Raw genomic sequence first — 13,994 nt, forward strand, 5'->3', positions numbered from 1 at the left:
AATTGAGTTACGGACCTATGTCATCGGCTGTAAAGCTCTGTTTCCGGATGGAATGCCACCCACTCAAACCAGAACCCTTCGTCAAAAGGAAGGCGACTTAGCTGCTTGCCCTTCAACGGCCCTTCGATTGCTCTCCCATTAAAGTCCCACACACTTGATGTCTGCTTATCCATAATCTTGCCATCCGGGTACTGAAAGTCCAGAACCGCACCGTCATCTAATGCCCTGTCGAACAACCGGACACCAAATGGATAGACGGAGAACAATGCTATGGGCCTCGCACCGACCTGGTCATTGATCACGTGTCTGTCTTCGACATCTTGGAGCTTGTATGCCTTGTAAGTGCCAGAATTTTCTTCAAGCCCTATCACGATTTCCTTTGGACCAAGCCTATCGTCACGATGGGAAACCGGAAACAAAATGTCCGGGCTTGTATAATAGTCACCATACGGGTCTGAGCCATAAGGCCGGCCATAACCTGTATCCTGAGAGAGTACCTTTGACTGCGGGTGCAGCTCTTTCCAGTCCTTCCAGTATGCCAGATCAAACGGAACCCGCTCAAGCTTCACCCCTGCATATTTGCCGGCAATTCCTTGCCCGAGTGCTTGGCTCCAGAGCGACTCGCTTGTCCTGTCATACATTACCAAGTTACTGTTGTACAGCTTGCCCGAAGTCCCAAATTCCACTACAGTATTATTATTTCCATCATCTACTACTGCACGCTTGAACACCTGGTTAGTAAAGCAGAGAGGGCAGTACGTGACTGCCACAGGCATGCCACCGACGTTGTCATTAACAATCTCGTGCCAGACCATGATGCGCAGCGGGTATGCCCTGATGTCGCCGTTGATTTCAAGCCCGAGCACAAGGTCAGAGTCCCCAAGCCCCGCACCATTCGCCGAAGTAAACTTGGGATTGTCGATTGACGGAATCCCGTCGCGCGGAGGACCTCCATTCACAATCTTGTCTGGCGGCACCACCACGAAAGGTCCTGCAGGCCGATCACCCGTCGCGGATGTTGTATTGCTTGACGGCTGCTGTTGCTGATAAGTAGCGGCGGCCGCTGACGCAATAATCACGACTGCAAGGACTATAGAGCCGATCAATATCGCCAGGGGCTTACCAATACTAACTGAAGGAGGTCTGGGCGCCATTCTTGACATACGGCGATGCAGCCTCGCGCCGTTGAGGACTGTCAGGCCCAGTACCGACGCCGTGGCGACGTAAGAAAGCGGTTTTGAATAGTCAATGAGAAATGCAGAGGCTGCAGTGCCCAAGACTGACGGGAGAAAAGATAGCAAAAGGAGCCAGCTGCCGCAACAGCCAAGCGGGACGAGCGAAAAGAACGAGAAAAATGAGCCGACCGCACTGCCTGAACCTGTACCAAGCCGGCTTCTTTTTTCAAGATTGCATCCAAAAAGACTTTTCCCATAGCTGGCAAACAAGGTCTGCACGGCTACCGCCGTCGAGGTGCCGCCAATGACAATAGGGTTTGCCGAAAAAGAAGCTTGAATGGCTGAAAGGGCAGGGAGGCTTGGAGTAGTCAGCACTACTACAAGCAAGTACAGGGACATTGTTATGCCACCTGCCAGCAGACTCTTAGTCAACGCATTTCTTTCGATGTAGCCCAGGCGCCGCTGCTGCAAATCTATCGCTAGCCATAATTCGTCTGTTCATTATTTAATTCCGTACTTTAAGGGTTAAAGAAAAGCTAAATGGGTTGATTCAATCCACTACTACAAGTAGTAGTTCTTCTAATCTCTGCTATTTCATGGAGCATCCTGTTGATCCTTCTCCTCTGCCTGATGACCTTGATCCCCTTCATCATGACTGGGCTTGCTGCCATGCCTAAAAGCATGCCCACTGTCATGTCAAGAGAGACAAACCCGAGCATCAACGGTTCCATAGCCCTTGTAGGCTGCAAAACAATAAAAGATTTTTTCCGGTTTTGCGACGGCAAATGCTATTAGTTCTGCTACGATCCCGCGTGTCCTGCTAACTGGGCCGGCTGCTGCACGTCGCGGGCCTTTGTTGCAAGGCGCGGCCAGACTGGCTTTTTCTGGCGCTGCCAAGTTGTAATGACAGGCAACCGGGGAAGAAAAATTGGTCGTGGCTGCTGGAGCAGAAGCAGGAGATTCGTTTCAGCGATGTCGATTTCTAGCTTCCCTTAGCACGAATACCGATGTTACTGTTCCCAAGACAGCGCCGTATACCAGATGCTCGATTACGCCGATACCCATCATTGTGGGCATCGCCTGCTGCATCATGCTCATGACCTGCTGCGTCGCTCCGGGGTTCATGCTCAACATCATTCGCATAAGGACTAGGGGCATCATCACCATGCTAACCGGCAAAAAGAGAACTGCCAACGCTATTGCACCGGTTATCACACCCTCGCCGATTCCTTTCCCCATGCTTGTAATGTTTAGCTTCTTTACCGCGGACGTTACAAATCCAAATATTGCTCCTATCAAAATGCTAGTAAGCATATGGATGCCAAAGCCGGCCATTACAGCGTTATCCATGCTAGCACCAAACATCAGGCCTATCGCCTTGAGCATAGTATCCGCGGGCATTCCAACAGCTATGCCGGTTAGCATCATAAACGGTGCCATCACCAAGCCTGCAATGATACCACCCACTGCACCACAGGCCACACTTTTGCCTAGGGGTTTCTGCCTAAGAGTTCCGGTTGATGTCATATTTTTCCGATTCGTTAATGATTTATTTCATTTGCCTAGAACAGATAAAGCATTTTTTGAATTGTTAGATTTACTACCTGTAACATTATTTCCGCAGGATCAATCTTGCAGATTCCTTCATTGGATGTTAATTTGTGGTGGTCGGGGTGCTGCTGATGGCGCTGCTTGTGACCAGCAATTTGCCAAGCGTGGTCAGCTTTGCAGATATCTTGCCCCTGTCGCCCTTTTCCACTTCAAGCAGGCCAAGGTCTGCAAGCCCTTTGGATTCACGCGAGCCCATCACGTGATAGCTGAGCAAGGGCTTGCCGTAGCCTGACACTTGCTCGAGCTGATCCAGACTCTCGATGGCGCCGCCGGCGCCGTGGATTGCCTTCAGTATCCTGATCTTTGCTTCAGAGATTATTTCGCTGTAGCTGAGTTTCAGAACAGGCATGAGCAAGGGCGCGCCGGCGGAGTCCATCCCGAAAGCCTTGATTCCGTTGATAAAAGCCGCAGACAGCGCCGCGCATCCCATCAGCTTGTCCCCGCAGCTCACGTTCACGAGGACCTGCTGGAACTCTTTTTGAGAGATGTTGTTGAGGATTTCGCCCACCCTTTCCATCGTGTCCCTGATGACGTTTTCACGCGTGACCAGGCTCAGCGTGACTGTCAGGCCAAGGACTGTCCGGAGCTTCCTTGCAAACTCTTCTGCCTTTTGCCTGTCAGAGTTGTAGCACAGGAGCACCAGCTGGTGTACGGGGAAATTTCTGATGCCGGCAGCAATGCCTTCCTGACCTTCGCTTCCAAAAGTCGCTATCTGGAGCGTGGTCATTTGCTGCTGAGACATATGGGATAAATTGAGCGAATGATAGTATTAAAAATAGCGTTAAACCGTTCAATTTTTCCTTTAACAGAAGAAAAGGAGAGCCGTACTAAAAATATTATTTGGAGTCAAGCGCCGCATAGCATGTCCCGCATTTGGATTTGTATCTATATTCAAGACCAAATCCGACTGCAAGCACAGCTATAAGGGTAGTAAATGTAACCCATGCCGGCAGATTTACCACTCCTATAGTGTCCAGGAGAGCCAAAATGCCAAGTCCCAAGAATCCCGGCCCGGTTATTTTGCAGTGGTATCTGCCGCATGAGCCATAATTGACTAGACACAATGCACCTGCTGCAAACCAGCCCGCGACTAGCGCCCATCCTTCATACGGAGATGGCATCAAGTTATCTGCCAACACCATGTATCCGATTATTGCCAGCCAACCCCACAGGGGAATCTCCTTATGCCTAGCCATAGGTTCAACCGGTTGCCGATTGTTCTGTCTCACAGGTCTGCTTTACAGAAGCAATACATTTTTCCTTTATACCCCACAGGTTGGGCACATTTATTATTAGAAACAAGATACTATTAGTAAGCGTATGCAGCATGCGGCGCGTAACTCTGGAATTCAACTATCAAGATGCATGGAAGCAGATCTTTGGTTCCAATTACGGCAAGGTCGAGGTTCTTGAGGCTCTCAGGTGCTTCAGGTGCGATACTCAGGGTCTAGCCCTCATCTGCAGGATAAGATTGAAGGACAAGAGTATGGATGTGAAGGATTTAGTAGGTAATGGACTTCTTACAAATCTAGAGGTTCTTTACAGGGAAAAGGACGGGTCACTGGTGGTTTTTCTTGAAGGAGAGACCGTTGTCCCGCAATCGCCGGGGAATCTCTATCGGCCCAGATTGCTAATGGCTCGACCGCCAGAATTTTTGGATGTAAATAGAATGAAGGCAGAGCTGGTAGGCAAAGAGACAGAAATAAAGAAATTCCTTCAATATACGAATAAGTTGAGTAGTACGTACAAGATCCTTGGACTCACTTCGGTCGATACAAAAGCAGAATCGCCTCTGTCAAAGCTGACCCTTAAACAAAGACAGACGCTTCTCATGGCTTTTGCTCTGGGCTACTATGACGTGCCAAGAAGGATTTCCTCAGAAGAGCTCTCCCGTCACCTGAATGCTGACAAGTCCACCGTTGTTGAGCACTTGAGGAAGGCCGAGAGAAAGCTCATTGACGGAATCATAGCCGGATAAAATAAAATGAAAAAAGCTATATGATGCCCTGTTGAGCATCATGCAAGAAAATTTCAGCAGCATATTCTTTCCTGCCGTACAGTCATGTCGCCGTACTTGTTCAGAATTATGTGCTTCATCGCTTGATAGACATCGTTTGCAGGATAGAACATCTTGTCTGGATGCTTTTCAATCCATCTTGATGCTGTTTCAGGAGAGCTGAAGAAATGCACATGGCAGCATCCGCTACCTCGGATGTTTGTAGCATCTACGTTCTTTACCCATGATACAACAGCACTTTTAGGCTCTATCTCCACCACTCTGTCAGGCGTTACACCGACTCGAATCTTCTCTCCAGTCACAGGATCGGGCGATTCTATATAGGCAGTGTGATTGAGCATGACTGGAAAGAGCAGTGCGTCCGCCGCGCACCATGTGTACAGCTTGCGGCCGTCAACTTTGTAGACATGCGGAGTTGGAACTAGAGTCAGACCGACTCCCAGTACGTTGCCGTCTTTGTCGAATTCTGCGCCAAATCCGCGAAGAGTAGAGATCACCTTGTCTGTCAGGACTTGTAGGCGTATAGCTATTTCGTCAGGTGGAACGGGACAGCCATTTGCCAGTAGTTGCAACGTTTGACCGAAAATACGCCGCTGTTCTTGTTCTGGGATGAGGCTTTCAAAGATGTCTGTTGCAATCTTGTCGATTGCTTGTTGCACTTCGTTGCCGTTCATTTTCTTTTGGTTGGTTTTAGCCATGCAACTAACTAGGAGCGTGCAGCGGATTAGTTCTATACCCTACAGGTCGGGCTCTTCAAGGGTTCAGAGTGTTTTGTTCACACATCAAACAGGATTGCCAGTTAATGGGCAAGATAATACTGTTGCATATATCATTACCCCTTGCCTCCTGTTCTGCATCAGAATCATAGTTTAATTCATCCTTCTTTGTGCATGTGCTTTGATACTGTTTCTTCGCCAAAGAATGGGCAGTTTACAACATGCTTGCCTTCCATCGCAGGGGCCAGCGTGATCGAGCCATCTGCAACCATTGTGTTTATGTCTCCTAGATTTTCCAGAACCCGGGCCTGCGATGGATCCTTCCACTGGATGAAGGAGATCTTCCACATGGGGCTGTACTTTGCGCTGTCGTCAGGATTTGCCCCACCGATGCCTGCCTGAAAGCCCATCGGGCCGGTTCCATTTATGCCGTTTGTAAACTGGAACAGGTCAACTGCGACTGGAGTCCTCGCAAGTTTTTCGTCCGCCGGCACGCTGGCCACCCCCATCATCGTTGCCGGCATTTCAGGCGTGGCGTCTGTCACCACATAGTAGATTGTTTTCCCGTCTGGTCCCCATCCCCTGTGGGCAACCATCGTGACGAGCATCCTGTCCGTGTCTATGTTGAGAATCTGGCCTCCTACGTACGGCGAGTCATCGGTGATGTTGTCCCTGTCGTCCCGGATCTTTAGCGAGCCGCCGTCCCACTTGATCGTAGGGTGGTTTACGATAATGCCGGTCTTTGTCACGCTCAGCTGTCCAGAGCTTTGCGCATCCATGATCTGCTGGACCGAAGTTAATTCTCTTGGAGCTGCGCCTTCTTTCCAACTTGCCATGTTGACCTGCCACAGCGGGCTGTAATTCCTGTCGCCGGGTTTGGATGTTACCACGGGCAGTTGGAACCCAAATGTGCCATTGCCTTTAATGCCGTTAGTAAAGACGTATGCCTGGTTGCGCGCATCCTGCGGGGCCTTGGCAAGCAGCGGCGCAAAGTTGACTGCAAATCCACTCTTGTTAGTTAGCTGGGCGGCAAAGTTCTGGTCCGACGCGTCGGTCGTTATAAAGAATATCTCTTTTCCATCTTGGTATCCCTTCTCAAGGGGCATGTCTATTGGGACGCTTGCCCTTGACAGCTTTAGAACCGAGCCGGCGTTGATGTCCACTACCGTGGCGTTAGACGCTGCAACAGCAGTAGCAGTACCTGCCTGATCCTCTGTCGATTGTTGTTGTAGTGATGTCGCTGTCGCAGTTTCCTGCTGTTGCATTGATGACAAAGAAGCAGACATGACGACCAGTATTGCGATTATCAAAACTGATGCAGCTACTGTAGAGGTAACTACACTCTTTTTCGTCTTTGACAAAACCATCTATGCTCTTTCGACGGCTTGTGCGTATAAAACGAGTATTTCCAACAGTTCAAGATTGACTTTAAGCGTTTGATTTCAGAGACGGCGGCAACAGCGAGAGTCAAATTAGCTTGAATTGGGACCGAATTGGGAAAAAGTAAATTAGGCAAGCCGAGAGCCCAAAATCCGTATTGGTGGACTTTATGCTTGGTGCCGCAGGGGCCGCCCTTTTGAACATCGGGCTCCTCGGAGGCATAGTCGCGCTCTACATACAGAGCCTGAGAGTGATAAAGTCCTACTTTACATGGGGCCTCGTCATAGTGGCGTCGCTTTTCATAGTCCAGAATATTGTCATAGTCATCTTTTGGTCAAACCTCTACCTTGCAGGTCCATCGATAAAGGCCATAGTAGATGCAGCGGCGCCGTACCTGTTTGCGATAAACGCGGCCCAGTCAGGCGGGCTTGCAGTTCTTTTCTGGATAACTAGAAGGTAACATACAGCCTCCATGATGTAACTTTGAACTAATGTATGCGCAAATTGCAAGGCTAAAACCTGAGATGATGTTTTTATCCACTGCACGACAGTATTCTGGGCCAAATGCCAACTTGACAATAGTTGGCTCCATTCATGAAGCTCAAGTTATATATCACATACATAGCCTTACTTTTTCCAAAACATTGCATCAGCGGCTTTATAAACACCATAATATTGCCATCACTTCGATTAACCCTTTAAAATTGTAGTCCCTAGTATACGGTAATGTCAAGGCTTGGAAGGTACGAAAAAGTGGTTATTCTAGCCATGTTGGCTACAGGATTAGTGACTGCGTCAATGACAATGGCAGTTGCACCGCGGGCTTTTGCGCAAGCTGCAGTTTCAGCAGCCGCACAATTGTCGTCTACTGAATCAATCCAACCAACTGATACTGCGCCAGTAGTCGTTACCATGAACTCTAACGATTACATCAATGCGGGCGTCACGCACAGCAACACTTCAAACACGGGCGATGTGGTCGTCAACGAACCCGGGGCTTACCTGATCGTGGCAGCAGGCCAGGTGGGAAAGACGTCAGGCAACAATACAACTTGCAATGTCGATTTGTGGCTTAGGCAAAATGACAAAGATGTAGCAAATAGCAATACTCGCGCTTCAGTCATTTCAACAAATGACACTATCGTCCTCGTATCGCAAGCAATTTTACTATTGAACAAGGGCGACAAGATAAATACAATGGTGTCAGTGTCTGCTACCGACCAAGGTTGCGGCCTTATCAATACCGCACCAGCTGGCGAGCCAGATATTCCTGCAATCATATTCAGTATCGCAAGGATAGGTGATTGATGTACATAGATAGAAAAACAGAGACATCCGCCAATTTTGCTGGACCAAGCGCATAGACCTAGGATGGCAAAAAAAGAAGAGCCATCCTAGGTCTATGCTTCCTTATTTCTCCTCCTGGCACACAGCATCTGGTGAGACATCAGGACGCGAATGATAATAATTCAAAATTGAATTACGCCACAGTCCAAATGCAAGATTTAATGTAGCAGGCATTATATGCATACATGTTAACAGAATTTATTTTCAATTTTTTGAAAAACATCAGGCAGGGCTCAAAGCCCTATTTTGCATCGATATGCATTACTACTTGATAATTAGTGGCAGTAGAAGAAGAAGGATTTTGTGGACACAAGAGGTAGTAGTAAGAAAAAAGGGACCTACTGTGCCACAAGCTGCACTTTTTGCTGTTCTTCGGGGTATCCTTTGATCAGGTCGGCCATTCTGTTGAAGTAATGCAGAAACTCTCTTCCCTTTTCGGTTGTGCGGTACACCGGCGAGCCTTCCATGATGTCTTGCGTAAGCAGGCCCTTTCCAAGCAGTTCGTTTAGGTAGTAGAGTATCTGCTCGTAACTCAGGTTGGCTTTGTACATGATGTGGGTCTTTTTTATCCCGACCGTTGACAGGGTCAGGACGTCGGCCATGATCTCGATTTTGCCCCTGTTGTTTTTGCGTTCAGACATGGCTCTATCAGATTGTTCTATATTATTTTAGGAATAGGGTGGAATTCGTGCTGGAACGCGCGTTCCAAATGCCCTTTTTTGGTCCAAAATATCCCTAAAGCAGCGTTTAGAACGGCAATCTTGCCCCTGACGCCATGATAACTGCTACTATAACCTAATTACCATAAAATAGCCTAGAAATCAAGACTTTAGGAAATTACCAAAACACTTGTGCTAGAATGAATGAATCAGTCGATTGACGTCGATAAGGGTCTTGGAGGCGGTCGAAAGCGATTCCCGGGCTGACTGGTAATTCCCATCGTCAATTGCAGTTCTTGCCACGTTGATGAGGCTTATCGCCTCGCGTATCTGGTTTTCAGCCTGCGCGTTGCCGGCTGCATCGGCAAGCAGCTTTTCAGCCCTCTTTTCCAGCCTGTCGGCAGACGCTGACAGGTTACGCGCTTCTGGACTGTTTACTGCTGCCGCATTATTTTCATGGCTGGTGGCGGCGACTACACTGGCATCATCACCATAATTGCCGCTGCTGGCGGCCTGCTCTACAAGCTTGGCTCGCGCCTTGTCCAGCATCGACTCTGTCAGTGCAAGCGTAGGTTCGGCCGAGTTGAGGTCCTTGACTCCTATGAGCCTCTTTGCCTCGACGAGCAGCGACTGTATGTCGTCAAATATGGCATCGGTGACGCCGTTCTTTTCCGCAAGGCCTGCAAGCGTGCGGTAAATGTTGGCCAGCCTGTCGTACCTGTCGTTTGCGGCCGCCAGTCGCCTTTCTTCGTCCTCGTCTGCCTGGGGCTGCAAGAGCGCCTTTGTGTTTTCCGGCGAGAGAAGGTCCAGCGCATCTGCAAAGTAGGCAAGCGCCGCGTCCATGTGCTTGTGCGCACTGGATGTTTCGCCGTACTCTGCTGACTGGATTGCAAGCGAAGCCTCGGACGCGCCAAGCTGGTACTTTTCGACCGCCTGTGTCGGTATAGAGGCGCCAGCCTGTACAAGCTCTTTTATCCTTGCGTTGACCCTGTCCGTTGCCTGCATCACGGTGTCGCGTACCTGAGCCAGCTCGTCGCTGTGCTCCACCACATTCTCCTCATCGACTATGCGAAAGCCGGTGGTCGCCAGCTGGGCGCGATAGGCGGCAGTCACGGTGTAGTTGCCGGACCCGCAGTCCACCTTCATGGGCCGGGAAATAAACGAGCCGTCGCGCTCTACCCTGACAAACTGCTGGCCGCAGATGACGTCGTCCTTTGCCACCTTGACTGTCACGAACTTGGCTTTGTCCTTGTTGCTGTTATCATTATTGTCACCCAAGTCGACAGTCCCGGCCACGATGACACGGTCGCCGGAATCAAAAACGCTCTTGTTGGTAGTGACTACAAACGATGATGATGATGATGAGGAGGAAGAGGAAGAGGAAGAGGAAGAGGAAGAGGCAGATGATTGGCCGTACGCCCCGGGGAGGATTGCGGCAGCAAGCAGCAAAGCTACAAAAGGCAAGCCTAGCCCCTTTACCCCTCCCACCATGTTCCTGCTTTTGATAGGGCTGGCGCTTATTTCAGGAACCCTTGAAACGGCCGTTCCTCCATAAAAGTGCGACAATAGTCGCATATGCGGCGGGCGAAGCAGCTGTTGCGAGTCGTATATATTGCCTGATTGCATACCTCTATCCAAAATATGCGCCTTTTGCGCCCGGCCTTGGCAGTATTTGGGTTTCTCGTCATTGTGCTTGTCCCGTTACAGCAGGCACTTGGGCAAGAGGAGATCCAGCCCACGAACGTTATAAAATCGCCAAAAGACGAGAGCTTTGTCCTCCCGTACCAGGCGGCAAACCGGGACATCCGCAACCCGGTGGTCTACAAGTACGACCAGTCAAAGGGCCAGAACTGGATATTCACGGTCGACGACAAGCTTTCGTACGTCCCAAGAAACGACTCCAAAGTCGTGATAACCATCAAGGAGCCGGCGCCAAGCGAAAAGTACATCCAGATATTCATGTACGGAGGCGACGAGCAGAAATTCGTAGTCGCGGTAAACGCGCCACAGACGGGATACCAGATAATCGAGAGCGGCAACTGGGTCTACGAGGAGCTTGTCACCCTGACCCACAGCGACAACAGCGGGCTCACGGTGACGGACGGCAAGAGAATAGTGGTTGACAGGCTCGACATACAGGGATTCAACCCCGCGTCAATCGAGGTGTACGGCATGGACGAAGCAGGAGCGCTTGCAAACGCGTACGGCGGGACGCTTGGCATAGGCATCCTGTACGGAAGCCCTTCGGACACTCCGATATACTATGTGCCGGCGGCAGTCATGATAGGCGTTGGCGCGCTCATGGGCGTTCTTTTGTGGAAGAAGAAGAGATCGTCGTCGTCGTAGCATAGTAGCGGCACACACTTTTCAAGTCGCACACGCGGCAGTTCGGCTTGACAGGCAGGCAGATGTTCTGTCCGTACATGACAAACGTGTCGTTTACCTTTGTCCACAGCCTCCTGTCCACCATCCTGCTCAGCTCCTCCTCGGTCTGCTCTGGAGTCTTTGTTTCCACGAGCCCAAGGCGGTTTGATATGCGGTGCACGTGTATGTCGACAGGGATAGCAGGCTTGTCAAACGCGTAGACGAGCACGCAGTTTGCAGTCTTGCGGCCCACGCCTGGAAGTTCCAGCAATTTGTCAATGTCAGAAGGAACAATGCCTCCAAATTTTTCGACGATGGCCTGCGCGACCTGTTTTATCCTTGCCGCCTTGACATTGTAAAAGCCGATGCTGTGTATCAGTTTTTTAAGGTCGTCAAGGTCGGCAGACGCCAGCTCTTCCGGCGTCCTGTAGGTTGCAAACAGCTTGTTAACCACCTTTGTCGTGTATTCGTCGCGCGAGCGCGCAGACAGGATGGTTCCTATCAGTATCCGGAAGGGGTCGCCATTCTCTTCCTTCTGCAGGCCGCGAAGCGCGGTCAGGCGCGGCGGATTTTCCCGGTAAAGCGCCGCTTCCATCCGGCGGAGGATCTCGCCCATTGCCATCTTCTTGTTCTTTGTCGTCGCAGTCCTCCCCTTCTTGGCCAAGCAATGGTGCGTTCGTGCGCCCGTGATATAACCCTGCTCCCGTGCAAGAGATATGGTTCTTATACTCTGTTTATGGAGATGTTTTCGTGGAGCTGACGAGGGAGGAGGAGAGGGCGCTTGCAGGAGAAGAGGGCGAGGCGCTTGCTATGGCGTACCGCATCCTTGCGGCCATCGGTGAGGCCACGGGCGCAAAGAGGCTGGTGCCGATAAAGTGGGCCCACGTTTCTGGCGTCAACTATAACACTATTGGCGACGCAGGCGTGCAGTTCCTTGAAAAGTTCAGCGAGGGTGCAAGGGTCGCAGTAAAGACGACTATAAACCCGATGGGCTATGACAGAAGCAGGCCAGAGCAATTGCCTGAAAAGTTCATTGAAAGGCAGGCAAGCATAATGCGCTCGTACGAGCGCATGGGAGTCACGCCATCGTTTACGTGCACTCCTTACGAGGTTTTTGACATCCCGAAAAAGGGCACCGCGGTCAGCTTTGCAGAAAGCAACGCGGCCGTGTTTTCAAATTCGCTCCTTGGACTTCGCACCAACAAGGAGAGCGCGCTCTCCGCCCTTGCAAGCTCTGTCACCGGCAAGGCGCCGCTTTCAGACCTGCGCCTTGACGAAGCAAGGAGCCCCAGGGTGGCCATAGAGACAAAAGGACTTGCATTTGAAAGCGATCTGGACTATGGCCTGCTCGGGTATTTTGCGGGCAAGGTGGTAAAGGACAGCAGCGTCGCGCTTGCAGGCAGCATTGGAAGTTCAATAGGCAGGCCGCAGGCAAAAGCGCTTTCCGCAGGCATCGGCACTTCCGGCTCGTGCGGCATGTTCTCGCTTGGAGATTCGATAGCAGGCAAGGAAAAGATAGCGTTTGGCAAAGAGGAAGCAAAAAAGGCAAGGGACGAATTGAACACGGCGGAAGACGGCGACATCATCACCCTTGGAAGCCCGCAGCTAGGGCTTGAAGAGCTTGCCACCCTTGCCAAGATGACAGAGGGCAAGAAATTCAACAAACGCTGCATGATATTCTGCTCACGCGCCATCCACAACCAGGCGACCAAGATCGGCCTGACAGGGCAGATCGAAAAGGCAGGAGGCGAGTTCATGTGCGATTCTTGTACGTGCCTGACGCCGTACGTCGACAAGGACAAGTACGATTCCGTGGTAACAAGCAGCGTCAAGGCGGCGTACTACATGAACAACTCTAACAAGGTACGAGTCGCGCTCAAGGACATAAAGACAATAGTAAAGGAGTACACAAGATGACAATGATAACCGGTTGCCGCAGGATTGTTGGCGGCAAGGGCGAAGGCGAGGCGCTTGTCAGCTCGCAGCCGATAAACTTTCTTGCGATGGTCGAGGCAAAAAGCGGCAGGATAACCGACCCAAAGCACAAGCTTTACGGCAAGTCGCTCAAAGACACGGTCCTGGTGTTTCCAAACGCCGTTGGAAGCAGCGTGGGCGCATACGTCTTTTATTCGCTCAAGGAAGCAGGAACGGCTCCAAAGGCCATAGTGTGCGCAAAAGCAGACATTACCACCGCCTCTGGTTGCGCAATCGCCAACATCCCGGTCGTCGACCTCCCGGAGAAGTCGTCATCCTTAGTGTCTCTGGTTAGGCCCGGCTCCAGAATAAAGGTAGATGCAGACGCGGGCCAGATAGCAACAGTTTAATCTTTTTTCCTACGCAGCAAAGCTTGCTCGGTGCACGGCACACCAGATGGGCGAACCGACCGCGGCTAGCCTGCGGAATGACGACCAAAGTCCGTGCACCGACTGAAAAAACCTTTTATTTGCGCGTGGAAACGGGATCATATTGGTCAGCTACTGTCCCGAATGTGGAGGCGAGCTCAAGTTTGACCTCGCCAGCAAGAATTTCATCTGCAAGAGCTGCGGCCTTTTTGCTTCAAGAGAAAAAATAGACGAGCTGCGCGACAAGGCCGACGCCAGAAAAGAAGACATGCGCCAAAAGAAGCATGACGATTACATCGACTGGTGGCAGTCTTCCAAGAAGGACAAGCAGCAAAAATAACACAGAGCCCGAGAATAATTAATATCCCTAGCAGGGCTTGCAG

General features: G+C 50.8%; 17 protein-coding genes. 7 read left to right on the top strand and 10 right to left on the bottom strand.

Annotated elements, in window-relative coordinates:
• Positions 1-20 precede the first annotated feature (20 nt).
• The 5 genes from NTE_RS12030 to NTE_RS12050 all read right to left on the bottom strand — a co-directional run bounded on the left by NTE_RS12030 (position 21) and on the right by NTE_RS12050 (position 3,907).
• Positions 21-1,574, bottom strand: a complete 1,554-nt coding sequence (locus NTE_RS12030; RefSeq protein WP_226986993.1) for a DUF3179 domain-containing protein — start codon at positions 1,572-1,574, stop codon at positions 21-23.
• A 137-nt stretch (positions 1,575-1,711) separates the two neighbouring features.
• Positions 1,712-1,906 carry a hypothetical protein gene (locus NTE_RS12035; RefSeq protein ID WP_148701234.1) on the bottom strand — a complete coding sequence of 65 codons (195 nt, stop codon included), beginning with the start codon at positions 1,904-1,906 and terminating at the stop codon, positions 1,712-1,714.
• A 235-nt stretch (positions 1,907-2,141) separates the two neighbouring features.
• Positions 2,142-2,603 carry a hypothetical protein gene (locus tag NTE_RS12040; protein WP_158385529.1) on the bottom strand — a complete coding sequence of 154 codons (462 nt, stop codon included), beginning with the start codon at positions 2,601-2,603 and terminating at the stop codon, positions 2,142-2,144.
• 226 nt (positions 2,604-2,829) lie between these two features.
• Complete coding sequence (locus tag NTE_RS12045; RefSeq protein WP_148701236.1) at positions 2,830-3,528, bottom strand: HFX_2341 family transcriptional regulator domain-containing protein; 699 nt, start codon at positions 3,526-3,528, stop codon at positions 2,830-2,832.
• A 94-nt stretch (positions 3,529-3,622) separates the two neighbouring features.
• Positions 3,623-3,907, bottom strand: coding sequence for a hypothetical protein (locus tag NTE_RS12050; protein WP_148701237.1), 285 nt, complete (start codon positions 3,905-3,907; stop codon positions 3,623-3,625).
• Positions 3,908-4,113: 206 nt separating this feature from the next.
• Here NTE_RS12050 and NTE_RS12055 point away from each other — a divergent pair, with 206 nt between their 5' ends.
• Entirely contained in the window at positions 4,114-4,764 is a 651-nt protein-coding gene (locus NTE_RS12055) for a helix-turn-helix domain-containing protein (protein WP_148701238.1), read from the top strand.
• A 53-nt stretch (positions 4,765-4,817) separates the two neighbouring features.
• Here NTE_RS12055 and merB read toward each other — a convergent pair whose 3' ends face one another.
• The gene (gene merB / locus NTE_RS12060) at positions 4,818-5,501 is read right to left on the bottom strand and encodes an alkylmercury lyase MerB (protein WP_148701239.1); all 684 of its coding nucleotides are present in this window, start codon (positions 5,499-5,501) and stop codon (positions 4,818-4,820) included.
• Between the two features lie 176 nt (positions 5,502-5,677).
• The gene (locus tag NTE_RS12065) at positions 5,678-6,886 is read right to left on the bottom strand and encodes a DUF7482 domain-containing protein (RefSeq protein WP_148701240.1); all 1,209 of its coding nucleotides are present in this window, start codon (positions 6,884-6,886) and stop codon (positions 5,678-5,680) included.
• 173 nt (positions 6,887-7,059) lie between these two features.
• On the opposite strand from NTE_RS12065, the gene NTE_RS12070 reads away from it, so the two are divergent.
• Entirely contained in the window at positions 7,060-7,359 is a 300-nt protein-coding gene (locus NTE_RS12070; RefSeq protein ID WP_193354107.1) for a DUF8036 family membrane protein, read from the top strand.
• A 266-nt stretch (positions 7,360-7,625) separates the two neighbouring features.
• Positions 7,626-8,207: a hypothetical protein gene (locus NTE_RS12075; RefSeq protein WP_148701242.1), complete on the top strand. Its 582-nt coding sequence runs from the start codon at positions 7,626-7,628 to the stop codon at positions 8,205-8,207.
• A 377-nt stretch (positions 8,208-8,584) separates the two neighbouring features.
• On the opposite strand, the gene NTE_RS12080 is transcribed toward NTE_RS12075, so the two are convergent.
• Both NTE_RS12080 and NTE_RS12085 read right to left on the bottom strand, forming a co-directional pair.
• Complete coding sequence (locus NTE_RS12080; RefSeq protein WP_148701243.1) at positions 8,585-8,887, bottom strand: Sso10a family chromatin protein; 303 nt, start codon at positions 8,885-8,887, stop codon at positions 8,585-8,587.
• Between the two features lie 213 nt (positions 8,888-9,100).
• A complete protein-coding gene (locus tag NTE_RS12085; RefSeq protein WP_148701244.1) occupies positions 9,101-10,531 on the bottom strand; it encodes a hypothetical protein in 1,431 nt (476 codons plus the stop codon).
• 15 nt (positions 10,532-10,546) lie between these two features.
• Between NTE_RS12085 and NTE_RS12090 the strand changes: the two genes are divergently transcribed.
• Complete coding sequence (locus tag NTE_RS12090; RefSeq protein ID WP_148701245.1) at positions 10,547-11,251, top strand: hypothetical protein; 705 nt, start codon at positions 10,547-10,549, stop codon at positions 11,249-11,251.
• Here NTE_RS12090 and NTE_RS12095 read toward each other — a convergent pair.
• A complete protein-coding gene (locus NTE_RS12095) occupies positions 11,205-11,885 on the bottom strand; it encodes an endonuclease III domain-containing protein (RefSeq protein WP_148702159.1) in 681 nt (226 codons plus the stop codon). The two genes, NTE_RS12090 and NTE_RS12095, sit on opposite strands and share 47 nt — an antisense overlap.
• Positions 11,886-12,019: 134 nt before the next feature.
• On the opposite strand from NTE_RS12095, the gene NTE_RS12100 reads away from it, so the two are divergent.
• From NTE_RS12100 to NTE_RS12110, 3 genes are all read left to right on the top strand, one after another.
• Positions 12,020-13,186, top strand: a complete 1,167-nt coding sequence (locus tag NTE_RS12100) for an aconitase X (protein ID WP_148701246.1) — start codon at positions 12,020-12,022, stop codon at positions 13,184-13,186.
• Positions 13,183-13,593 carry an aconitase X swivel domain-containing protein gene (locus NTE_RS12105; RefSeq protein ID WP_148701247.1) on the top strand — a complete coding sequence of 137 codons (411 nt, stop codon included), beginning with the start codon at positions 13,183-13,185 and terminating at the stop codon, positions 13,591-13,593. The genes NTE_RS12100 and NTE_RS12105 overlap by 4 nt, the downstream gene beginning before the upstream one ends.
• Positions 13,594-13,735: 142 nt before the next feature.
• Positions 13,736-13,951 (top strand): TFIIB-type zinc ribbon-containing protein, encoded by a 216-nt coding sequence (locus tag NTE_RS12110; protein WP_158385533.1) that lies wholly within the window; start codon positions 13,736-13,738, stop codon positions 13,949-13,951.
• The last annotated feature ends 43 nt before the right edge of the window (positions 13,952-13,994 follow it).

The organism is Candidatus Nitrososphaera evergladensis SR1 (genome assembly GCF_000730285.1).
GTDB lineage: Archaea > Thermoproteota > Nitrososphaeria > Nitrososphaerales > Nitrososphaeraceae > Nitrososphaera > Nitrososphaera evergladensis.